The sequence below is a fragment of the Faecalibacter macacae genome (assembly GCF_003687725.1).
Lineage (GTDB): Bacteria > Bacteroidota > Bacteroidia > Flavobacteriales > Weeksellaceae > Empedobacter > Empedobacter macacae.
Genome location: NZ_RDOJ01000004.1, coordinates 114,666 through 138,956, shown reverse-complemented (window position 1 = coordinate 138,956; position 24,291 = coordinate 114,666). Strand labels below are relative to the sequence as shown.

Below are 24,291 nucleotides of genomic sequence, written 5' to 3'. Positions count from 1 at the left end.
AATATCTTTTTTTTGAAGAATCATTAATTAATTCCATGCATCATACGTTTTAATATCGGATTTAATCCGATTAATATTAACGCTGTAACTGCTGGTATAATTGCAAAGATCATAAAGAAATAAGACATCGAATGTGTTTCTACGATTTGATCGATATATGATCCCAAGAAACCTCCAATGAAATTGGCGATAGCAGAAGCACAGAACCAAAATCCAAATAATAATCCGATAAATTTCTTTGGAGAAAGTTTAGATACATAAGATAATCCTACTGGTGATAAACATAATTCTCCTGTTGTATGGAAGAAATAAGCAATTACTAACCAAACCATACTTACAGATGCCGTTTTTGCTCCTTGTGGAATTTCCATTGCTCCATAAGCTAAAGCTGCGAATCCTAATCCAACTAAAATTAATCCTAAAGCAAATTTAACTGGTCCTGATGGATTCCATATTTTTTCCCAGAATTTACTGAATGATGAAGCTAATGCAATAATGAAAAATGAATTTAAAATTTGGAACCATGAAGCCGCAACTTCTGTTTCTACAGAATTAAACTCTCTAAAAATTTTCCATAATCCTAATCCCCAAATGATAACAAAAGAAATCGCTGTACAAATAATTGTTAAAGGATATTGCTTATAAATCTGTTTCGCTAACGCATATAAAACTACTGTTACAATTGCAATCGGAACTATTGTTAAAATCGTATCAATCCATTTAAAAGTTGTTGCTGCATTTCCTTCTAATACACGCTGTGTATAATCTTTCGCAAAAATTGACATTGAACCTCCTGCTTGTTCAAAGGCTAAGAAAAATACGACACTCGCTAACATTAGAACTCCAACTACAATTAAACGATCTCTTACCACGTTTGCAGGAATAACTTCTTCCTCTTCTTCATGATTCGCTACTTTTTTATCGTGGTATGCTTGAACATCTTTTGGAGATTCACCAATGATTCCGAAAATCTTTTCAGCAAAGTAAAATTGTAACATTCCAAAGAACATAAAAACTCCAGCTAATCCAAAACCATAATGCCATCCTACTTTTTCACCGATGTATCCACACAATAACATTCCTAAGAATGCACCTGCGTTAATTCCCATGTAAAAAATCGTATAACCTGCATCTTTTTTAGAACTTGTATCTGGATATAAATTTCCTACCATCGACGAAATATTTGGTTTAAACATTCCGTTTCCAAGGATCATTAAACCTAATCCTAAATAAAAGAACCAAGGAGCAAAGCCTTCAAAAGCCATGGATAAATGCCCTAAAGTCATAATCAAAGCTCCTATTAAAATCGCTTTTTTATAACCTGTGATTTTATCTGCAATTATACCTCCTAATAACGGTGTTAAATAAACTAAACCTGTGTAAGTTCCGTATAATTTCATCGCTTCAGAATTTGTCCAACCCCAACCACCATCAGCAATTGTACTAATTAAGAATAACGTTAATAATGCACGCATTCCGTAATAACTAAAACGTTCCCACATTTCTGTAAAGAACAAAACAAACAATCCAGCAGGATGTCCATTTACCATTTTGTCATCCATCCCCAAACTATGTAGATGGCTAACTAAACTTTTGTCTTGGCTCATATCTTGTGTAATTTTTTTATAAATTATCTTTTAAGAATTTCGTCATCTGACGGTATAAATGCACTCGTGTGTTACCTCCGTAAATTCCGTGATCTTTATCTGTGTAATACAACATTTGGAAATCTTTGTTCGCTTGGATTAAAGCTTCAGATAATTCGTACGCATTTTGTGCATGTACATTATCGTCTGCCGTTCCGTGAACCAATAAGAAACTTCCTTTATTGAATTTATCAACGTGATTAATTGGCGAATTATCATCATATCCAGAAGCATTTTCTTGTGGAGTTCTCATGAAACGTTCTGTATAAACCGTATCGTAAAAACGCCAATTTGTTACTGGTGCCACTGCAATTGCAGCTTTAAACACATCATTTCCTTTAAACAGAGCATTTGACGACATATAACCACCAAAAGACCATCCCCAAATTCCGATTCGGGCAGCGTCAACGTAAGGTAATTTTCCGATTTCGATAGCAGCAGCTATCTGATCTTCAACTTCGTATTTACCTAATTGCATATACGTAGTTTTCTTAAACGCTTCTCCTTTGTAACCTGTTCCACGACCATCAACACAGAAAACTAAATATCCTTCTTGTGCTAACATTTGGTGCCAATAATCGTTTGTAGATTGCCATGTGTTATTTACATTTTGAGAACCTGGACCAGAATATTGGTACATTAAAACTGGGTACTTTTTAGTCGGATCAAAATCTTTTGGTTTGATTACATAGGCATTCAATTCGTTTCCTGCAGCAGTTGTAATCGTGAATAATTCTTTCGTCCCGATATTATCTGCTTTTACACGTTCTTTTGTTTGCTCGTTGTTAATAATCACACCTAAATCTTTGCCAGATTTTGCATCAACCAAACTAATTGTTCGTGGCGTTTCGATATTCGAAAACGTATTGATGAAATAAGTAAAGTTTTTAGAAAATGCTGCATTGTTAGTTCCAGCATGTTTAGTTAACTGATTTGATTTTTTTCCGTCTAATGAAATTGCCGAAATTTGACGTTCTGTCGAAACTCGTTTTCCATTATTCGAATTCGATTGAATGTAGATTGTTTTGTTCACTGGATTATATCCGTAATATCTTGTAACCTCCCAATCTCCTTTTGTAATTTGACGAATTAATTTTCCATTTTCAGCATAATGGTAAATGTGGTTATTTCCGTCACGTTCAGAAGTCCATAAAAACGAATTATCGTTTAAGAATTCTAATGTAAAACTATCTGTTTCTATCCACGCTTTATTCGTTTCAGTAAATAACTTGTTTACTTTTTTTGAATTGATATCGTAAAAAGAAACATCTACATTATTGTGATGACGATTTGATGTGATAACTGTTAATAAATTCGATTTATTAGAGAATTTGATTTTCGGAATGTAATAATTCTGAACTCCACTTAAATCTACTTTATTTGTCGATTTAGTTTTTACATCAAAAACATTTAAAGTTACTTCAGAATTATCTTCACCTGCTTTAGGATATTTAAAACGTAATTCTTCTGGATATAAATTATTGTAGTAAATCGGAATATTGATTTCTTTTACTTTAGATTCATCAAAACGAACAAAAGCTAAAGCTGATCCGTCTGCATTCCAATCAAAGTGACGAACAAATCCAAATTCTTCTTCATAAACCCAATCACAAATTCCGTTGATGATTTCGTTTTTCTTCCCATCTTTTGTTACTTGTGTAACTTGATTTGATTTTAAGTCTTGGATATATAAATTGTTCTCGAAAGCAAAAGCTACTTTTGAAGCATCTGGAGAAAATAAAGGTTCTTGAATTGGTTTCCCATCAAATACTTTTACTTTAGATTTTGTTTGTGTATCGTACACTTCAAACGTTGCGGTATGCGAGTGACGATAAATACTATTGGTGTTGTTTTGTAATAATACATAACGCTCGTCCGACGAAAACTCATATCCTTCAAAACGACCAGGAACTAAAACTACATCTTTATCTATCGATTTATTTAATGTTGATTGGTATGTTTTTTTCACCAATCCTTGTTCATTAAGTATCGTATAATTTTCACCATCATTCATAGAGTTTACGCCGCGTAAAGATCGCTCACCGTATTTTCCTCCATAAATATTCTCTAAAGTAATTTTCTGCGCATAAGTATACATACTTACTGTACAAACCAGAAAACTTAATAAAGTCTTTTTCATAATCTTATCCTAAAACATGTGTATAAACTATCAAATATAATAAAAAAACTTCCTTATAAATGGTAAATCATTAGGTAGAGCTCAATTCAATGTTAAATAAATAGGCTTTTTAGGAATTTTTATACACCTTTATATATGAAACCTTATTAATTTTGCAATAAATAAACTTTAATCTCCAATATGAAACATCAACCCGTTGAAGGATTTTCGAAATTATCGAAAGAAGGAAAAATTGAATGGTTAGTTAATGAATACCTTAATGGTGATGAAAAAGCCATCCAAACTTTAAAACAATATTGGAACGACGATGCAGATTTACAAAAACTGCACGATGAATTCTCTGAAAATACAATTTCAAATTTCTATATGCCATTTGGTCTGGCGCCAAACTTTTTAATTAACGACGAATTATACACAATCCCTATGGCGGTTGAAGAATCTTCTGTTGTTGCTGCTGCTTCTAAAGCTGCTAAGTTTTGGTTAGATCGTGGAGGATTTAAAACAACAGTTATTTCAACAACTAAATTAGGTCACGTTCATTTTATGTACGAAGGTGATGTTGAGAAACTAAGAAATGCATTTGAAGCTACAATCAAAGCGAAATTAATTGAAGAAACTAACGATATCACAAAAAACATGCGTGCGCGTAATGGTGGTATTTTAAATCTTGAATTAATTGATAAAACTGCCGATTTAGAAAATTACTTCCAAATCAAAGGATCTTTTGAAACAGTAGATTCGATGGGTGCAAACTTTATCAATTCTTGTTTAGAGCAATTTGCTAAAACTTTAAAAAATGAAATTGATGCTGATGCAACTTTCAGTACTGAAGAAAAAGACTCTTTACAAATTGTAATGTGTATCTTATCTAACTTTACTCCAGATTGTATTGTTAGAGCTGAAGTTTCTTGTCCGGTTGAACAATTAGCGGAAGGAAATGTTTCAGCTGAAGAATTTGTAGAGAAATTCTCTCGCGCAGTTCGTATTGCTGAAATCGAACCATATCGTGCAACGACGCATAACAAAGGAATTATGAACGGAATTGATTCGGTTGTAATCGCAACTGGAAACGATTTCCGTGCAGTTGAAGCTTGTGCACATAGTTACGCGGCAAAAGATGGACAATATTCTTCTTTGACACATTGCGAAGTAAAAGATGGAATTTTCCGTTTTTGGATTGATTTACCAACTGCATTAGGTACAATTGGAGGTTTAACTTCTTTACACCCAATCGTAAAATTAGCGTTAGGAATTTTAGGAAAACCTTCTGCTGGCGAATTGATGGGAATTGTCGCAGTTGCAGGTTTAGCTCAGAATTTTGCAGCTTTACGTTCTTTAGTTACAACAGGAATTCAGAAAGGTCACATGAAAATGCACTTAATGAATATCTTGAATCAATTAGAAGCGACAGAAGATGAGAAGAAATATTTTGTAAACTTCTTTAAAGATAAAACGGTTACTCACCATTTTGTTATTGAAGAGTTCTGTAAATTAAGAGGTGTAAAATCTGTAGAAGAAATTAAAAAAGACTAGGTTGAATTTAGAAGAATATTTCAAAAAAGCGCGCGAAAAACAAAAAGAACATAAAGCGTTTTTAGCGAAGCTGAAGAAAAAACCACCTAAAAATTTAGACCAGCAAATGGAGGGAATTCACGAAGAAGTTTTCGATCGTATCGATTGTCTATCGTGTGCGAATTGTTGCAAAACAACTGGCCCTTTATTTACAAATAAAGATATTGAACGTTTGGCGCATGTATTTCGTTTGAAACCAAGTCAATTTATAGAGAAATATCTGCGTATTGATGAAGATAACGATTACGTTTTACAACAAACACCTTGTCCTTTTTTAGATTCGGATAATTATTGTTTAGTTTACGAAGATCGTCCAAAAGCTTGTCGCGAATATCCACATACGGATCGCAAAAAGTTTTATCAAATCAATCATCTCACAATTAAGAATACATTAATTTGTCCGGCAACTTACGAAGTGGTTGAACAAATGCAAAAAGAAATAAAATTGTAATGGTTTTAACATACACATTAATCGCGTTTTTTTGTCTTTTGATTCCAACAATTCATCAATTGATTTTTGGATTCTTGGCAAAAGATCGTTGGTCTATTAATAAAGTCGGAATTAGAAGTGCAACCATGCAGCTAGCAGGAACTGCAATTGCTTACATACTATTTATGAAAATGGAAGGTGCAAATCCTAGTTTGGCTTTTCAGACCGGAATTACATTCCTAATATCAGTTGGATTAGTTGTTGTAATTCAGCATTTATTAATGACGATTAGACAGAAATAAAACAAAAAACGCTATCCAAATTGGGTAGCGTTTTTTATCTTTATAGAAAATAAATGTATTATGACCACAAAATATTCCTCTAAAATTGGAATTGATCTTATTCTTATCGCTTATATCCCATTTATCTCTTTATTTTATTTTGTCTATAAAGAATTTAATCTTGTTGGAACAATCGTCATTGGGGTATTATTCATTTTCATAACTTACTTACTATTTTCGACCATATATACCATTGACTCCAATTCAAAAAAATTAGTGGTTCAATCTGGTTTTATATTTCATAAAAAAATTGAAATTGAGAAGATAAAAGAAATTAAATCATCTAAAAGCTTAATAAGTTCTCCTGCATTATCAATTCATCGAATCGAAATCTTATATAATACTTATGATTCTGTCCTGATTTCACCTAAAGATTTAGAGAAATTCATTCAAGAATTACAACAAATAAATCCCAATATCATTTACCTACAAAAAACGCGAAACTAAAAAGCTTCGCGTTTTTTAATGTTATAAAATTAGATTCTTCGAAAAGCTTAGAATGACAAATCATTATAGTCATCCTGAATTTATTTCAGGATCACATCATTAATTGATGAGATGTTGAAACGAGTTCAAAATGACGATTAGAATCCAAAATTGATTCCGAATTGAAACATCTTACGGTCATCAAATGTATTTTTATCAAAATAGTTCGAGAACTCTTTACGTGCGTAAATATTAACAGAATTTATCTTAAATGTTAATTGAGCACCGTAAACAAAAGGATTTAAATTATAATCTTTTTTGTCTCTTTGGCTAATATCATCCCCTTTTACAATGTTATTGTTCGATAACTTCACACCTCCATACACATTTGCAGTAATCGCCAAATCTTTCTCTTTGTAATATGTAAAATCATCAACTGTTACTTTGTTTCCAAAAGTATATTGCAAACCTAAAGGAACAATCAAATAAGAACCTCTTAATTTACTTTTATCTAAAGATGTTTCACTGTGCGCTAATGTTGTATTTCCGTTCGTATCTCTTACAAATTTATAATCATCATCTAAACGAGTCGTACGCCAAGAAAAAATCATTCCCGATTTTAAGGACCACGGACTAGCTGCATTAAATTGCTTTGTATACGTTAATCCTAGTTCAAAATTATTTGCAAATCCTAAACGATCATCTAAATTATCATCTGTTTTATCAGAGAATCCCATAAATCCATAACCAATGTATCCAGTTAAATTATGCGTTGCACGATGTTTCTTTTTTAAATCTTCTAATGTTGGAACTGCATCCGCATCGTTTCCGTTCAGAATCGCAAAAGCAACTTGTTTTTTAATCAAATCATCCAAATCAAAGTTAACTTTTTGGATCCTTTCATTGATAATTTCCGATGAAGCTTCAGCCAGTTGAACTTTCGTTTCTTCTGCCTCTTCTTTAGTAATTTTACCTTCAGCTACATCTTTATCTAATTTTTGAATTGATTCATCAAGCTTTGCTTTCTCTTCGTTGACAATTCCACGAATTTGCAATTGAAATTCGTCCATTTTCTCACGAACTTTTGGACTTACTTTATCTTGATCGCCCATTTTATTGAAATCAATTCCGATGCTTTGAGCGAAAGTTGGTGTAGCGAAAAGACACAGCATTCCTGCTACGATAATTCTCTTTATCATATGTAGTATTTTATTAATGGATGATGATTATTTTTTGTTCAGATCTATAACTGCGACTTTAGATTTCTGGTTATTCGATTCTTTCAAAGATTCTTTATTCTCTATAGAATACAATAACATGTTAGGATCTACGTAATTTCCTTTCTTCTTCGAATTCACTTTCACTGTATCTAAATTCGTTGCAATTTGAGTTTGATTTTGTTTAAAACCATTCGCCAAACTTGGAGTTGGAATAGGATTTGAAACTTTTGGTTTTTCTTGTTCTATTTCCTTAGTCGATTGAACAGCTATTTCTAATTGAGCTTCTGAATTTTCAGATTTTAAAGGTTCAACTTTAATATCTTCTTTTTCCTTTGAAGTTGATTTTTCTACCAACTGAACTTCATTTTCTATTTCAATTTTAGATTGATCTTCTATCGATTCTTTAGAAGTAATTGCATCATTTTTAGTTTCCACTTCTGTTGAAACAATTTCAGTATTCTGAGTTTTATTTTGAGTGAAAAATAAAGTTGTACAAACTGCTAAACCAACAATTGTTGCAGCAATAGCATACCATTTTTTAGTCGAAGATTTTTCAACTACAATTTCAGGTTGATTATTTAATCGAGCTTGAATACGATCGAAAGCATCGTGCGATGGCTCGACTTCCTTTTGATTAACTTCGGATTGTATGTATTCTTTAAATTTCATTTTGAACTCTTTTTTTAGTTAGGATGATTTCTTTTAGTTTGGCTTTTGCTCGAAACAATTGCGTCTTACTAGACGAAACCGAAATGTTTAAAGCTTCGGCAATTTCTTGATGCGAATAATCTTCCAAAATATGAAGATTAAAAACCAATCGATATGTTTCTGGTAATTGTTGCAACATTTCTTCAACATTAAACGTGAATTCTAATTCTTCTAATTCGTCATCAATATCATCGTAATTTGTAACTTTTGTATCGTCCAAATAAATCAATGTTTTGTTAGATCGAAGAAACGTTAAACATTCATTCACCATAATTCGTCTTATCCATCCTTCAAAGCTTCCTTTACTCTCGAATTTATTAATATGATTAAATACTTTACAGAATCCATTAATCATACAATCTTCTGCATAATGCGAATCTGCAATGTAACTTCTACAAACCGATAGCATCTTTTTTGCCGATAGATCGTAAATCTCTCGCTGTGCTTTTTGCTCTCCTTTTTTTAGTCTTTCGACTAAGAGATCTTCAGCTGATTTTTTGGTTCTGATAAATAAACTCATGTGTGTAATTATGGTTGCTTTAATAATAAGATGCAGCTTTCTAAAAAAGGTTACACTTAATAATGAAATATATTTAAAAATAAAAAAATCGTTCAATTGAACGATTTTTTTATTAATGTTTTAATCTTAAAAAATAACTCTCAAAATATTTATAAGAGAGAATTGAAATTATAATTGTTAATCCTATTACTGAAAAATAAAATAAGAATATAAATAAGATTTCATTTAAAAATGTAAGTTTTAAAAATACAAATCCGACAATTTGAAAAACTATCGCGTGATACATATATATACCATAAGATACGTTTCCTAAATAATTAAAAATTGGATTATCTAAACATTTTATAGGTTTTTTAGATAAACAATAAATAGTTGTAGAGAAAACAATGGTGTAAAGTAAATGCAATAAATACGAATCTAGATTATCCGAAAATATATTCGTAAAAAAGATTAAAATGAACAATAAAAATGATAAATACCTTAAGTGATATATTATTCTTGGAGCTTTTATTAATGAACAATAAGCTAAAATTCCTCCCGCAGAAAAGTAATAAAAATACATTTTATATTTAGCTAATAAATCAATAACATCTAAATGAAAGATCAAAAAATATAGTCCTGTAAATAGAATCAGAAACCGAAAAATATATTTCGTTTTAATCATGAAAAATAATGGAGCAATCAAAAGATAAAATTGTTCTTCAATTCCTATAGACCATAAAACTTCTAAAATTCCACCTGGCTGATATGTTGCTAAAACATTAGGGAAGAAAAATACACCTAACAAAAAACCATTTATAAGATTATATGAACTCTCGTAATCAAACCCAAAAAACTGTAAAATAAAGTTGTAATAAATAAATCCAAATATTAAAACGAGATAATACAAAGGAAAAATTCTGACAACTCTATTATTATAAAATTTGCGCAGATTTATCGTATTCGTTTTCTTTTTTTCTGAAATTAAATTCCGAATTATCAAAAAACCACTTAAAGTAAAAAAAACATAAACAGCTTCTGTTCCTTTAAAAAATAATGGCAAACCTTTATAAAAAGGAAAACCTCTATTTTCTGCAAATTCTGGCAAATGAAAAAGTAAAACAAATAGCGCTAGAAAGAATCTTAAAGGTGTTAAGTTTGGTAAGATCTTTTTCATTACTTTTCGAAAGAATCTTTATTCAATTCATAAAGAATTTTTAATCCCTTGATTGTATGTAAACGATCATCAAACTGGATTTTATCCGTCAATGGTTTATAAATCCCACCTAAACCACCAGTTGAAATTACAGTACAATCTTCATTTAATTCTTTATTGATTCGATCAATCATACCCTCAACCATCGAAATATAACCGAACACCATTCCCGATTGCATACAAGTAACCGTATCACGACCTAAAACTGTTTTTGGTGCTTTCAATTCGATTTCTGGTAACTGAGCAGTTTCACCGACCAACGAGTTTAAAGCTGTATTAATTCCAGGCGCAATAATTACACCTGTCACTTCTCCTACCTCATCAATCGCTAAGAATGTTAAAGCCGTTCCGAAATCTATGACAATCTTCTTTCCTTCGTAACCTAAATGATGTGCCGAAACTGCATTTGCATACAAATCGGTTCCCATTTGTTTCGAATACTGCACGATTCCTCCTGGCGTATCACGATCTACAATCATTGGATTGAAACCATGAATTTTCTTCATTGCTATTTTAACATTCATTGTTAAAGGTGGAACAACCGAACCAATTACAATATCTGTAATATCATCTTTGTTGATCCCGAATGGTTCGTACATATTACTAAACTTTGCAAAGAATTCATATTCTGTACGCGCTGGTTTAGAATTTATCGTCCATGTAACTACTGAATCGTCTGATTTAAAAACGGCAAAACGAATATTCGAATTGCCGATATTTACTGCTAATAACATTATTTGTTGTATACGTTATTTTTGTAATCTACGTCCGCTAAACGCTTAGTAGGATCTATTACAATAGTTTTAACTGTTTTAGAAGTTTTTACTTCATAAACTGGATTTGTCCAGAAAGCATCTGTTAAAACTGTGCGTTTAACTCCTTGGTATTCTACTAAGTTTTCTGCTGGTTTTTCTCCACGCATTTCTCGTAATGGAATATAGAATAACTCTTTAGTTCCGTCTGTATATTCAACTAAAACATCTAATGGCATTGCAAAATCTGATTTATTTACAACAGAGAAAGCATTTCCTTGAACATTTTCAATTGCATAATCGATCTTACGAGTTGTATTGATGAATAAGTTGAAATACCATTTTAAATTCACTCCAGAAACTTCCTCTGCTACACGCTTAAAATCGTTTGGCGTTGGGTGTTTAAACTTCCATTGTTTGTAAAATTCTTGGAAAGTTTTATCTAAATTTTCGTTTCCGATAATGTATCCTAATTGGATTGCTAAAACTTGTCCTTTGTAGTAAGCCTCTAAAGAATAAGCGTAGTTTGTATTATAATAATCTGCTAATAAACTTGCTGGTTCTTCTTTCCCTGATAATGCTAAATTAACGTAACCTTTGTAAGCTCCTAAATTTGGGTTTGAAGGTAAAGTCGCTTGTTTTTCGAATACTTGTAAAGATGCTAAATTTTCTACATAAGATGTAAATCCTTCATCGAACCATTCGTCAACTGTTTCGTTAATTCCGAATAAATGTTGATACCAAGAGTGCGCTGCTTCGTGGTAAATAACCCCAACTAAAGAAGATAAACTTCTTTCTCCTGTGATTAACGTAACTGTTCCGTATTCCATACCACCGTCACCACCTTGTACTACTGTATAAGTTGGCCAAGGATATGCTCCGAATTTGTTTGCTGCATAATCAAAAAACTCAGTTGTGTAAGGCATTGCCTCTTTCCAAACTTTCGTTGTTTTTTCACCAGGAATGTAAACTAAATAAACTTTAACTCCAGCTTTTGATGTTCCTTCGTCTACCACAAAGTTTTTGTCGGCTGCCCAAGCAAAATCGTGAATATTATTTGCTTTAAAATTCCAAGAAGCACGTCCGTTTTTCTCAACAATTTTCGCATTTTTATCGTATCCTTTTACTTCTTTCGCGTTTTGTAAAACTCCAGAAGCTCCGATTACGTAATCTTTTCCGATGTTAATTGTTACATCAAAATTTCCGAAAGGTGCAATAAACTCACGACCAACATATTCATCTAAATGCCATCCGAACTCATCAAACTGAGCCATTTTTGGATACCATTGTGTCATCGAATATGCAACTCCTTCTTTTGAGTTACGTCCTGAACGACGAATTTGTTCTGGAACTTGAGCTTCCCAAACCATATCAAATGTTGTTGATTTTCCTGGCTTGATTGGATTAGCTAATGTTACCTCTAAGATTGTTCCGTCAACTTTGTAAGAAGTAGCTTTTCCGTTCTGAGTTAAAGATTTAATTTTTTGGTAACCCATATTATCTTCACTCAAAGTAGCAATACGTGATTGCATCTTCGGATTTTCTTTTGTTCCAATGTTTGAAACCATACGCTTATCAGGATCAGCGATATTTGCTAAACGATAATCCATCATCGATTGTGGTTGGAATGCGTTGAAGTATAAATGAAAGTACACTTTATTCAAGTTTTGACCTGAATTATTAGTGTATTTCAACTTCATTTTTCCGTCGTATTGATATAAATCGTCTTTTACATCAATCGTCATTTTGTAATCTACCTTTTGTTGCCAATATCCTTTTCTTTGTCCAAATACGAACTGAACTAAGAATACACACAGCAGTAGTGCAAATTTCTTCATGTTAACTTTATATAAACTTTAGTATTTCAAACATACAAAAAAAGCCCGATTTCCTCTTTCGATTCAACCGAGCTTTTTCACTTTATAGGTGAGAATTTAGTGTTTTTCAGTTTTTACCACATTGGAGTTGGTAAGAATGATGGTAAAATGCCAGGAAAAATTCCCATCACAATTAAGACAATCACTCCTATAACTAACAATGCTGTTGTTAATCCGTCTTGAGATTTTATTGTTGAATTCCCATAACGGAAATACATCTGTACAATTACTTTAAAATAGTAGTACATTGATAATACTGCCATTACTAAAGCAATAACAATGATGATTAAGTTTTCTGAAATGGAACCTCCTATACTTAAAGCCATAAATTTTGCAATGAAACCACCTGTTAATGGAATACCAGCTAACGAAATTAAGGCTACAGATGTGGCTGCTGCTAATGTCGGATTTGATTTTCCTAATCCTACAAAATCATCATATTTTTCAGCTTGAGTTTGCTGAATCGTATAGAAAATAATAAAGTTAGCTACCGAATAAACTATCGTGTAGAACAATAAAGCTTCTTTTGATACAGAATTGATTTGGAATAAAACAAATAACATAAATCCAGCTTGAGCGATTGATGAATAAGCCATCATTTTCTTCACTGATTTTTGAGTTAATGCTCCAAAATTTCCAAGTACTAATGTTAATAAAATGATAGCACTTAATAGTACTCTTAGATAACCACTATATTCTATATCGGCAGGAAAATGTTGCATGATTAAGATAAATCCTAAAAATGAACCTCCTTTAATTACTGTAGACATGTATGATGTAAATACTGTAGGCGTACCTGCATATACATCTGGCGTCCACATATGAAATGGTGCCGCACCCACTTTAAAACAAAATGAGAAGATGATGAAAATCCAACCTAAGTAATAAATCATTTCAAAATTAGGATCAAATTTATCTAAGTTTTCAACCAAGAAAGTTCCAGTTGCACCGTATAAGAATGTGATTCCTAATAATAAGATTCCTGTAGAGAAAGCACCCATTAAAAAGTATTTGACAGAAGCTTCTGTACTTTTCATGCTTTCTTTATTTGTTCCAGCAATAATGTACATCGGAATTGACATTAATTCGATTCCTAAAAACATTAAAACTAAATTATTGAATTGCGCTAAAACTGCAATACCACAAAACGAGAAGAATATTAATGCAAAATATTCGGCCACGTGGTTTCCGACTTTCCCGAATTGATCTTTATTCATCAATAAATAGAAAACTCCTAAACTTGCTAACGCAATTAAAAACGAAACACCATACAGAGATTCACCAATCATATTTGGGAATCTACCATCTAACATTTTACATCCGTTTAATTCGAAAACTCCTCCTACAATGATTGCGATAAACATTAAGACGGATAAGAAAGTTAACGCACGACTGTTTTTGATGTAGAAACCACTAAACATTAAGATGATTCCTGAAAGTGCTGAGATTATAATCGTATTCATACTGTTTAATTCAAAATGTTTAACGTGCGATAATTTCAAAAACTGGAGTTGGATAAATACCTAAGAAAATAACTAATAATGCTACAAGAGCGATAATTATAGTTACTCCCGAAGTATCTTTCGAACGGTAGTTTAAGTCGATATTCGTAACTTCTCCAAAAAGGATTGCTCCTCCTAATCTAAGCGTATAAACTGCAGATAAGATAACTCCTAAACATGCAAATACTGCTAATACTGGATTATAGATGAATAAGGCATTCAACATCATAAACTCGCCAATAAAAGAACTTGTTAATGGTAAAGCCATATTTGCTAAAGCAAAAACCATAAATAAGATTGCTAATGTTGGATTTACAGTTGCTAATCCTTTGATCGAATTGATGTCTGTTACTTTGTATTCACGTTCTAAAACATCAACGATTAACCATAATCCTAAAACTACTAAACCGTGAGAGAACATTTGGAAATAAGCTCCTTCTGTTCCGATTTCGTTTCTTGTAAATAAAGCAACAAAAATTAACGCCAAGTGAGCAATAGAACTATAAGCAACAATTTTCTTGATATTAGTTGTGCTTAATGCAATTAATGAAGCATAGATTAATCCGAAAACTGCGATGTATAAAAAGTAATCGAATAATTCTGAAATCGCGGGAAATAATCCCAAGAACCATTGTACAATTGCAAATAATCCCATTTTTGCCATCAACGCACTTAATACTACAGTTACTGGAGTTGGCGATGTTTTGTAGGCTGTTGGTTGCCATGTATGGAACGGGAAAATTGGAATTTTAATTACAAAAGCAATCAAGAATAATAATCCTAAGAATGTATTAGTCGAGAAATATTCTGTTGTTACTTGCTGTACATCTGAAAGTAAGAATGAAATCGGTTTCAGATTAAAACCAATGTAAATAATTCCTGCTAACATAAACATCGATCCAAAAATTGTGTAAAGGAAGAATGTCATATTCGCTTGGATTTTTTCTTCACCTTTTCCCCAAACTCCAATTAAGAAGTAAATAGGAATCAAGACGATTTCCCAAAAGAAATAGAATAAGATTAAATCTTGCGCTAAGAAAACTCCATTTAAACCAGCTAATGCGATTAATAGTAAACCGTAAAAACTGTTAGAATATTTTTGATCTGATGATCCGATGTAAATAAATAAACCAGCATAAACTAAATTGGCTAATAATAACATTAATCCGCCTAAACCTGTTCCGTCTAAAGCAAAAAATGTTTTAATTCCGTTGAATGAAAACCAATCTATTTGGTACGACATTTCTTTTTGACCACATGTCAAATAGAAAAATAAACCAACTAAAATGCTACTTACAACTGCCCCAAACCACTTTTGTGGTTTTTGGTTATTCATTAATAGCATGAAAATACCGACTATTAATGGTAATATGATAAATAAAGGTAAAAGCATTTTGAATCTATTTTATAAAATAATCAATGAAAAATATCCCGATTCCTAACGTTACTCCAACGATAATCATTAGAATATAGAAACCAACATTTCCGTTTTGTAAAGAGCGAACACGTTCTGAAGCACGAGCAGAGAAAATTCCGATTCCTCCAACCAATGCAGCAATACCAGCATTCTCTACATATTTCTTTAAAACATCACCAATTTCTACGATTGGTTTCACAATTGCTCCATCATATACCTCATCGATATACCATTTATTCGCAAAGAATTTTGCAATTCCTGTTGGTTCTCCGTCTGTTGCTCCGCTGTATTTTTTGATTGCGAAGAAAATCGCTCCGATAACACAAGCAAATAAAGCAATCATCATAATCCATTCAGTCGAATGAGAAATGTGATGCGCTTCACCTAGATTAACAACTCCACTTAAAAAGGTTTGTAATTTATGTCCATCTTGCATAAATAAAGCTGGAATTCCGATGTAACCTGCAAAAACAGATAAAACTGCTAAGATGATTAATGGAATTGTCATTGGTGCTGGACTTTCGTGTGGATGAGCTTCTTTGTCTCTTAAATCTCCTAAGAACGTCATTGCATATAAACGGAACATATAGAAAGCTGTCATAACTGAAACAACAAATCCGATTCCGTAGATAATTGGATTAGAAATGAACATTCCTAATAACATTTCGTCTTTCGAGAAGAAACCTGATAAACCAGGAATTCCGGAAATTGCTAAACATCCAATTAACATGGTTAAATGTGTAATTGGCATATATTTTTTCAATCCACCCATCTTCGTCATATCTTGTTCGTGGTGCATTCCATGAATCACAGAACCTGCTCCTAAGAATAATAAAGCTTTGAAGAAAGCGTGCGTCATTACGTGGAAAACTGCTGCGATATAAGCTCCAGATCCGATTGCTGCGAACATTAAACCTAACTGAGAAACTGTTGAATAAGCTAACACTTTCTTGATATCGTTTTGTTGCATTGCAATTGTTGCTGTGATGAAAGCTGTGATGATTCCTACATACTGAATTACTTCTAATGTAAATGGAGCCATTTGGAATAATTCATTACAACGTGTAATCATAAAAATACCTGCTGTTACCATTGTAGCTGCATGGATTAATGCTGAAACTGGTGTTGGTCCAGCCATCGCATCTGGTAACCAAGTAAATAAAGGTAACTGTGCTGATTTTCCTGTTGCTGCTAAGAATAACAATAACGTGATTCCTACGATTATTCCAGAAGCGATTGCTTTCGTTGAATCTGATAATTGAGCAAAAACAACTTCGTATTCTAATGTTCCAAATTCGTTAAAAATCCAAAACATAGCTAATAAGAATCCAACATCACCAATACGGTTCATGATGAATGCTTTCTTAGCTGCTTTTACATAATCTGGATTGGTGTACCAGAATCCAATCAATAAGAATGAACATAAACCTACACCTTCCCAACCGATAAACATAATGAAGAAGTTATTCCCCATTACTAATAACAACATAAAGAAGATGAACAAGTTTAAGTAAGCAAAGAATTTACCGAATCCTTTGTCTTCGCTCATATACGCTGTACTGTATAAGTGGATTAAGAATCCAACTCCAGTAATAATTAACAAGAATAAACTTGTTAATCCGTCAATTTGGAATGCAAATGGAATTTTGATTGATGGTAAATTGATGATATCAAAATACTTTACAATAATTGGTTCTGCATCTGCTCCTGTAGGTACATTGAAGAATACGACAAGCGATAAAACAAAACTTGTTAAAACGGCTGCGCTTCCTATAAATCCTACTAAATTATTTGATAAAACTTTTCGTCCTAAACCGTTAATTAAAAATCCAATGAATGGAATTAACGGGATTAACCATAAATAACTTTCCATTCTATTATCCTTTTAAACGATTTAATACATTAATATCTACACTATAAAGTTTACGGAACAATAAGATAATTACAGATAAACCTACTGCAACCTCTGCTGCTGCTACAACCATAATAAAGAAAACTAAAAGTTGCGCATCTGTTCCGTTTTGTAACTCAGGATTTTTCATGTAGTGCATTTTAGAAAAAGCTACTAACAATAAATTGACTGAGTTTAACATTAATTCGATACACATAAAAATGATGATGGCATTACGACGAATCGCAACTCCAGTCATTCCTATCGCGAAAAGAACTAATGAGAAAATTATATAATAACTAATTGGTAACATGTCTTAATTTTTTAATTATTAACCTTCTAATTCTTCGTCCTTTTTCGATAAGATTACCGCTCCAATCATCGCAGAAATAAATAGAATACTACTTAATTCGAATGGTAACACATACTCTGAATACAACAACTGACCAAGGTTATTGATTAACCCAATCTCGCCTTCGTACAATTGTACTGCTTGCGTTGTTGCTTCTTTCTGTCCGAACATAATTCCTACCGTTAATGCAATAAATAAAGCACAGACTAAAGTCGCGGCTAATAATTTAGCAGGTGTCCCAAACGACTTTTTCTCGTGGTTTAAATTCATCAACATCACAACAAAAAGGAATAAAACCATAATTGCTCCTGCATACACGATTATATTTACGATTGCTAAAAATTGAGCATTCAATAAAATATAATGTCCACTTATGCAGAAGAATGTAATAATCAAAAATAAAATAGAATGAACAGCACTTTTACTGAACACCATTAGTAACGCACTCAACACCGTTAAGGCTGATAAAACGTAAAATAAAATTTCTGTTATCTCCATTATTCAGCAGATTTTGGGTGAGGAATTAATAAATCTTCTTTTGTATAAATGAAGTTTTTACGGTTAAAACTTGCTGGTGCTACCGTTTGCGATAAATAAACTGCATCCTTTGGACAAGCTTCTTCACAGAAACCACAGAAAATACATCTCAACATATTGATTTCGTATTTCGCTGCATACTTCTCTTCGCGGTATTTATTTTCTTCGCCAGGTAAACGTTCAGCCGCTTCCATCGTAATCGCTTCTGCTGGACAAGCTAAGGCACAGAGTCCACAAGCTGTACAGTTTTCACGACCTTCTTCATCTCTATTTAAAACGTGTAATCCTCTAAAAACAGGACTAAACGGTCTTTTTTCTTCTGGATAATTAATTGTCGCTTTCTTCATAAAGAAGTGCTTCAACGTAATCATCAATCCTTTTACGATTGCAACTAAGTAGATACTTTCCAAGAAAGTCATTGGCTTACGTTCTACTTGTTTTGCTCTATTTGTAATTCTTTCCATCTTTTTGAGGTTTTGATGATTAATTGTTCATTAATAAAATTACTAGTCCAGTGATCAACATATTAATTAATGCTAATGGCAATAACTTTTTCCAACCTAAATCCATTAACTGATCGTAACGGAAACGAGGCAATGTCCATCTTACCCACATGTAGAAAAAGATAAAGAAACATGCTTTTCCGAATAATGTAAAGAAGTGTAAAATTGCTAACCAATTTGCACCAATAGATTCTCCTAATGCTACATCATTTACAAAAGGAATATCATATCCTCCAAAATAAATTGTTGCGATAATTGTTGAACTGATGAACATGTTGATGTACTCTGCAAATAAGAAGAATCCCATTTTCATCGAAGAGTACTCAGAGTGGTATCCTCCAATTAATTCGTTCTCTGCTTCAGGTAAATCGAATGGTGTACGATTAGTTTCGGCAAACGAACAGATTAAAAAGATTAAGAATCCTATTGGTTGTAAAATCACAAACCAAAAATTATCTTGTTGTTGAGCAACGATATCACTTAATTTTAATGAACCTGTCATCATTAAGATTGTGATTAACGCTAATCCCATCGGTAATTCGTAAGAGATAATTTGTGACGCTGCACGTAAACCTCCCATTAACGAATATTTGTTATTCGAAGCCCAAGCTCCAATCATAATCCCATAAACACCTAAACTTAAAACACCTAAAATGTATAAGAATCCGATATTGATATCTGCGATTTGTGGAACGATTACACGATCTCCAATCTCAAAAGCTGTTGACCAAGGAATTACTGCTCCTGTCATACAAGCAACAATCATTGCCAAAGCTGGACCTAAGATGAATAAAAATTTATTGGCATCTTTTGGTGTGATTTCCTCTTTCGAGAATAATTTTAAACCATCGGCAAGTGGTTGTAATAAACCAAAAATACCTGCACGGTTCGGACCTAAACGATCCTGTAAAAAAGCAGCAACTTTACGTTCTGCCCAAGTTGAATAAGCAGCAACTGCAAGCGAAAAACCAATCATTACGCCTACTAAAGCTAACTTTTCTAAAACAAAAGCGATATTTTCTTCCGTCATGTTGTGTTAATTTTATTTACGAATGATTAATCTTTTTTATAATCTTGACTTGTTGCTGGACCATCTATTTTAGATAAATCTCTGTTTGGATCATTGACCTCAGAAACCGAATGAATGTCTAATAAGATTTTTGGCTCTCGTTTAACAACTTTCGGGAATGTTTCTTCTGGTTGAATTTTATTTTCAAAATAATGTCCTTGTCTAATTACAGATGATTTAGATACTTCAGCTGGTTTTTCTAACGTCCAATCGTTGATATCTTTCTTATCAAAACGACATGTGTTACAAATCCAATCTTCCACCTCGTTCCATTCATTTTTACGAGCAGTTACACGGAAAACTTCGTTTCCACGGAACCAAATCTGCGCTTTACCAGAACAAGTAGGACAATCGCGATGTGCATCAACTGGTTTTAAAAACCACACACGATTCTTGAAACGGAACGTCTTATCTGTTAATGCGCCAACTGGGCAAACATCAATTACATTTCCGATGAATTCGTTGTCTAATGCTTTATTGATATGAGTTGAAATTTCTGCGTGATCTCCTCTGTACATTACACCATGCTCACGACAACCTGTAATTTGGTCTGCCGTTTTTACACAACGATAACAAAGAATACAACGATTCATATTCAACTCGATGTTTGGACCTAAATCTTCTTTTGGGAATGTACGACGATCAAATTCGTATCGTGTAGCTTCAGCACCATGTTCGTATCCTAAATCTTGTAATTTACATTCACCTGCCTGATCACAAACTGGGCAATCTAACGGGTGATTAATCAACAACATTTCAACAATACCTTTACGAGCTTCAACAGCTTTTTCAGACGATTTATTTCCGACAACCATTCCGTCCATCACTGTTGTACGACAAGATGGAACTAACTTAGGCATCGGACGTGGATCAGCCTCGCTTCCTTTCGAAACCTCAACCAAACACGTTCTACAGTTTCCACCAGTGTTTTCTAATTTTTCGTAGTAACACATCGCTGGCGGAGCAATTTCTTTACCAAGCATACGAGCGGCCTGAAGGATCGTTGTCCCCGCAGGAACTTCGACCGTTTGGTCATCTATGGTAACTTTAAATAATGGAGTTTCTTCTGCCATCTTCGTATTAATTTGTGGTTTGAATTATTTCTCTTGGCTTCGCATAATCTGCTAAACCATAATTACGAACTAAACATTCAGGATTATCAATGTGCCATTCGAACTCGTCACGGAAATGACGAATAGCTGCTGCAACTGGCCATGCCGCTGCATCACCTAATGGACAAATTGTATTTCCTTCAATCTTACGTTGTACATCCCATAATAAATCAATGTCAGACGATTTTCCTTGCCCTTCGTGAATACGTTTTAGGATTTTTTCCATCCAACCTGTTCCTTCGCGACAAGGCGAACATTGTCCACATGATTCATGGCGATAGAAACGCGCTAATGTATAAGTATGATAAACAATATCTTGATCTTCATCTAAAACAATAAATCCTCCAGAACCTAACATAGTTCCGGTTTGGAATCCACCTTCTGATAAACTTTCGTAATTCATCAATCGAGGTGATCCATCAGAAGTCGTTAACAATAAGTTTGCTGGTACAACTGGTACAGAACTTCCTCCAGGAATACACGCTTTTAATCGTTTTCCATCAGCAATTCCGCCACAATATTCTTCAGAGAAAATGAATTCTTCAACTGATAAATCAAAGTCAATTTCATACACGCCTGGTTTATTAATATTCCCACAAGCTGAAATTAATTTTGTTCCTGTTGAACGACCAACTCCTCTTTCTGAATAAGCTTTTCCTCCTATTTCAATAATTGGAACAACTGCTGCAATTGTTTCAACATTATTTACAACTGTTGGTCTTCCCCATAAACCTTTTACGGCTGGGAAAGGTGGTTTAAGACGAGGATTTCCACGTTTACCTTCTAACGATTCCAATAATGCAGTTTCTTCACCACAGATGTAAGCTCCACCTCCACGTTGAACTACGATGTCTAAATCGTAACCCGAACCTTGGATGTTTTGCCCTAACCAACCTGCTTCTTTTGCTTCGGCAATTGCTTCTTCTAAAATTTCAGCAACCCAAGCATATTCTCCACGGATATAAATAAATGAAGTGTTTGAACCTAAACAGTACGATGAAATTAAAATTCCTTCAATCAATAAATGAGGAATATATTCCATCAAGAAACGATCTTTGAAAGTTCCTGGTTCCGATTCGTCCGCATTAACCACTAAGTGTCTTGGAACACCTTCTGGTTTAGCAAGGAAACTCCACTTCATACCTGTTGGGAAACCAGCGCCTCCACGTCCACGTAATCCAGAAGTTTTTACTTCTTCTAAGATTTCGTCGGTTGTCATTTTTAATGCTTTTGCCGCATTATCATAACCACCATTATCGAAGTAAGTTTTAAAATATCGAATCCCTGGAACATCAATATTTTTCAATAGTAATTTTTGTCCCATTAGGCTAATTTTTTCAATTCTTCTATTAATTCATCAACCTTCTCTATCGTTAAATTCTCACGATAAGTTTTACCTAATTGCATCATTGGCGCATATCCACAAGCGCCTAAACATTCTGCTGGCTTTAATGTGAATAATCCATCGGCAGATGTTCCGCCTTCTTTAATATCTAACTTCGTCTTAATGTGCTCGATAATTTTGTCCGAACCACGTAACATACAAGGTCCCGTTTGACAAACTTCTAACACAAATTTTCCGACAGGTTTTAAATTAAACATCGTGTAAAACGATGCTACTTCGTACACCTCTACTGGTAAAATATTTAAAACTTGAGCGACATGATCTAAATGAGGCGTATCTAACCAACCGCCAAACTCTTCTTGTGCAACGTGTAAAATTGGAAGTAATGCACTCTTTTGTTTTCCTTCTGGATAACGAGCGATAATTTCTTCTACTTTACGTTGTGTTTTCTCTGAAAACTGAATACTCATTTTCTTTGTAGTTTTAGTTATGCATCAAGTTCTCCTGCGATTAAATTTAAACTACTCATTGTGATGATTGCATCTGAAATCATCGAACCAGTAATTAATTCAGGATAAGCTTGATAATATATGAAACAAGGACGACGGAAATGTAAACGATATGGTGAACGACCTCCATCAGAAACTAAATAGAAACCTAATTCTCCATTTGCTGCTTCGATTGAGTTATAAATTTCGCCCACTGGCATTTCTACCTCTCCCATAATAATTTTGAAGTGATAGATTAACGCTTCCATTTTAGTATAAACGTCCTTTTTCTGTGGTAAATAATATTCTGGAGCATCAGCATGATGAACTTTTGCTTCATCACCTTCTAATGCGTTAATTTTTTCAATTGCTTGATTGATGATACTTAACGATTGCCACATTTCTTGATCACGAACCATGAAACGATCGTAACAATCACCTGTTGTTCCAACCGGAATCTCAAAATCAAATTCTTCGTATCGGCAATATGGTTTTGCTACACGTAAATCGTAATCTACACCAGCTGCACGTAAATTTGGACCTGTAAATCCATAGCTTAATGCACGTTCTGCTGTTATACCACCAACTCCTTGTGTACGATCCATAAAAATTCTATTACGAACAAATAGATTTTCGAATTCACGTAAAACATCTGGATATTCGGTAACAAAACGATTAATTTTTTCCCAAGCTACGTCAGAAAAATCGCGCTCGAATCCTCCGATACGACCAATATTTGTTGTTAAACGAGATCCTCCGATTTCTTCGTAAATTTCATAAATCAATTCGCGGTATTTCATCATATAAAGGAAACCTGTAAAGGCTCCAGAATCCACACCCATAATCGAATTACAAACGATATGATCGGCAATACGAGCTAACTCCATTAAAATGATACGCATGTAAGAAACACGTTTTGGAATTTCAATTCCAACAAATTTCTCCACCGTCATATGCCAACCTAAGTTGTTTAATGGCGCTGAACAATAATTTAAACGGTCTGTTAATGGTGTAATTTGATATAACGGACGACGCTCTGCAATTTTCTCGAAAGCACGGTGAATGTATCCAACAGTTGGAACTGCAGATTTGATAATTTCACCATCGATTTCTAATATATTTTGAAAAACCCCATGTGTTGAAGGGTGAGTTGGTCCAAGGTTAAGCGTAATAGTGCTTTTCTCTAATGAACCATCTGGAAGTTCGATAGTACCTCCTTTTTCTTTTACTTCTTTGTAATCTGCCATG

Annotated in this window: 23 protein-coding genes; 4 read left to right on the top strand and 19 right to left on the bottom strand. The window is 33.3% G+C overall.

The genetic code is table 11. The features are described 5' to 3' along the window. Positions 1-23 precede the first annotated feature (23 nt). Both EAH69_RS04470 and EAH69_RS04465 read right to left on the bottom strand, forming a co-directional pair. Positions 24-1,607, bottom strand: coding sequence for a peptide MFS transporter (locus EAH69_RS04470; RefSeq protein WP_121933988.1), 1,584 nt, complete (start codon positions 1,605-1,607; stop codon positions 24-26). Between the two features lie 16 nt (positions 1,608-1,623). Beyond that, complete coding sequence (locus tag EAH69_RS04465) at positions 1,624-3,786, bottom strand: S9 family peptidase (RefSeq protein ID WP_121933987.1); 2,163 nt, start codon at positions 3,784-3,786, stop codon at positions 1,624-1,626. A gap of 180 nt (positions 3,787-3,966) precedes the next feature. On the opposite strand from EAH69_RS04465, the gene EAH69_RS04460 reads away from it, so the two are divergent. Genes EAH69_RS04460 through EAH69_RS04445 form a run of 4 tightly spaced genes read left to right on the top strand, consistent with a single transcriptional unit; the run spans position 3,967 to position 6,576 of the window. Continuing rightward, on the top strand, positions 3,967-5,319 hold the full coding sequence (locus EAH69_RS04460; protein ID WP_121933986.1) for a hydroxymethylglutaryl-CoA reductase, degradative: 1,353 nt from the start codon (positions 3,967-3,969) through the stop codon (positions 5,317-5,319). 1 nt (position 5,320) lies between these two features. Further along, positions 5,321-5,809 carry a YkgJ family cysteine cluster protein gene (locus EAH69_RS04455; RefSeq protein ID WP_121933985.1) on the top strand — a complete coding sequence of 163 codons (489 nt, stop codon included), beginning with the start codon at positions 5,321-5,323 and terminating at the stop codon, positions 5,807-5,809. After that, positions 5,809-6,090 (top strand): hypothetical protein, encoded by a 282-nt coding sequence (locus tag EAH69_RS04450; RefSeq protein ID WP_121933984.1) that lies wholly within the window; start codon positions 5,809-5,811, stop codon positions 6,088-6,090. The genes EAH69_RS04455 and EAH69_RS04450 overlap by 1 nt, the downstream gene beginning before the upstream one ends. Positions 6,091-6,150: 60 nt before the next feature. Beyond that, positions 6,151-6,576 carry a PH domain-containing protein gene (locus tag EAH69_RS04445; protein WP_121933983.1) on the top strand — a complete coding sequence of 142 codons (426 nt, stop codon included), beginning with the start codon at positions 6,151-6,153 and terminating at the stop codon, positions 6,574-6,576. Between the two features lie 137 nt (positions 6,577-6,713). On the opposite strand, the gene EAH69_RS04440 is transcribed toward EAH69_RS04445, so the two are convergent. The 17 genes from EAH69_RS04440 to EAH69_RS04360 all read right to left on the bottom strand — a co-directional run bounded on the left by EAH69_RS04440 (position 6,714) and on the right by EAH69_RS04360 (position 24,290). Further along, positions 6,714-7,754: a TonB-dependent receptor gene (locus tag EAH69_RS04440; protein ID WP_147439085.1), complete on the bottom strand. Its 1,041-nt coding sequence runs from the start codon at positions 7,752-7,754 to the stop codon at positions 6,714-6,716. 27 nt (positions 7,755-7,781) lie between these two features. Further along, entirely contained in the window at positions 7,782-8,444 is a 663-nt protein-coding gene (locus EAH69_RS04435; protein WP_121933981.1) for a hypothetical protein, read from the bottom strand. Next, positions 8,434-9,003 (bottom strand): RNA polymerase sigma factor, encoded by a 570-nt coding sequence (locus EAH69_RS04430; protein ID WP_121933980.1) that lies wholly within the window; start codon positions 9,001-9,003, stop codon positions 8,434-8,436. The genes EAH69_RS04435 and EAH69_RS04430 overlap by 11 nt, the downstream gene beginning before the upstream one ends. Positions 9,004-9,115: 112 nt before the next feature. Then, on the bottom strand, positions 9,116-10,159 hold the full coding sequence (locus tag EAH69_RS04425; RefSeq protein ID WP_121933979.1) for an acyltransferase family protein: 1,044 nt from the start codon (positions 10,157-10,159) through the stop codon (positions 9,116-9,118). Further along, positions 10,159-10,932 (bottom strand): type III pantothenate kinase, encoded by a 774-nt coding sequence (locus EAH69_RS04420; RefSeq protein WP_394338560.1) that lies wholly within the window; start codon positions 10,930-10,932, stop codon positions 10,159-10,161. Before EAH69_RS04420 ends, EAH69_RS04425 begins: the two co-directional genes overlap by 1 nt. After that, the gene (locus tag EAH69_RS04415) at positions 10,932-12,788 is read right to left on the bottom strand and encodes a M1 family metallopeptidase (protein WP_121933977.1); all 1,857 of its coding nucleotides are present in this window, start codon (positions 12,786-12,788) and stop codon (positions 10,932-10,934) included. Before EAH69_RS04415 ends, EAH69_RS04420 begins: the two co-directional genes overlap by 1 nt. Before the next feature lie 113 nt (positions 12,789-12,901). Beyond that, entirely contained in the window at positions 12,902-14,290 is a 1,389-nt protein-coding gene (locus EAH69_RS04410) for an NADH-quinone oxidoreductase subunit N (RefSeq protein WP_121934059.1), read from the bottom strand. Positions 14,291-14,309: 19 nt separating this feature from the next. Then, on the bottom strand, positions 14,310-15,722 hold the full coding sequence (locus EAH69_RS04405) for a complex I subunit 4 family protein (protein WP_121933976.1): 1,413 nt from the start codon (positions 15,720-15,722) through the stop codon (positions 14,310-14,312). 7 nt (positions 15,723-15,729) lie between these two features. Beyond that, positions 15,730-17,619: an NADH-quinone oxidoreductase subunit L gene (nuoL, locus tag EAH69_RS04400; protein WP_121933975.1), complete on the bottom strand. Its 1,890-nt coding sequence runs from the start codon at positions 17,617-17,619 to the stop codon at positions 15,730-15,732. 4 nt (positions 17,620-17,623) lie between these two features. Continuing rightward, positions 17,624-17,950 (bottom strand): NADH-quinone oxidoreductase subunit NuoK, encoded by a 327-nt coding sequence (gene nuoK, locus EAH69_RS04395; RefSeq protein ID WP_121933974.1) that lies wholly within the window; start codon positions 17,948-17,950, stop codon positions 17,624-17,626. Between the two features lie 18 nt (positions 17,951-17,968). Further along, positions 17,969-18,487 carry an NADH-quinone oxidoreductase subunit J family protein gene (locus EAH69_RS04390; protein ID WP_121933973.1) on the bottom strand — a complete coding sequence of 173 codons (519 nt, stop codon included), beginning with the start codon at positions 18,485-18,487 and terminating at the stop codon, positions 17,969-17,971. Beyond that, on the bottom strand, positions 18,487-18,990 hold the full coding sequence (nuoI, locus tag EAH69_RS04385) for an NADH-quinone oxidoreductase subunit NuoI (protein WP_121933972.1): 504 nt from the start codon (positions 18,988-18,990) through the stop codon (positions 18,487-18,489). The genes EAH69_RS04390 and nuoI overlap by 1 nt, the downstream gene beginning before the upstream one ends. Before the next feature lie 19 nt (positions 18,991-19,009). Next, positions 19,010-20,059 (bottom strand): NADH-quinone oxidoreductase subunit NuoH, encoded by a 1,050-nt coding sequence (gene nuoH, locus EAH69_RS04380; protein ID WP_121933971.1) that lies wholly within the window; start codon positions 20,057-20,059, stop codon positions 19,010-19,012. 26 nt (positions 20,060-20,085) lie between these two features. Next, on the bottom strand, positions 20,086-21,171 hold the full coding sequence (locus EAH69_RS04375; RefSeq protein WP_121933970.1) for a 2Fe-2S iron-sulfur cluster-binding protein: 1,086 nt from the start codon (positions 21,169-21,171) through the stop codon (positions 20,086-20,088). 7 nt (positions 21,172-21,178) lie between these two features. Then, positions 21,179-22,534, bottom strand: coding sequence for an NADH-quinone oxidoreductase subunit NuoF (nuoF, locus tag EAH69_RS04370; RefSeq protein WP_121933969.1), 1,356 nt, complete (start codon positions 22,532-22,534; stop codon positions 21,179-21,181). Beyond that, positions 22,534-23,025, bottom strand: a complete 492-nt coding sequence (locus EAH69_RS04365; protein ID WP_121933968.1) for an NADH-quinone oxidoreductase subunit NuoE family protein — start codon at positions 23,023-23,025, stop codon at positions 22,534-22,536. The genes nuoF and EAH69_RS04365 overlap by 1 nt, the downstream gene beginning before the upstream one ends. 17 nt (positions 23,026-23,042) lie before the next feature. Further along, on the bottom strand, positions 23,043-24,290 hold the full coding sequence (locus tag EAH69_RS04360) for an NADH-quinone oxidoreductase subunit D (RefSeq protein WP_121933967.1): 1,248 nt from the start codon (positions 24,288-24,290) through the stop codon (positions 23,043-23,045). Position 24,291 lies beyond the last annotated feature (1 nt).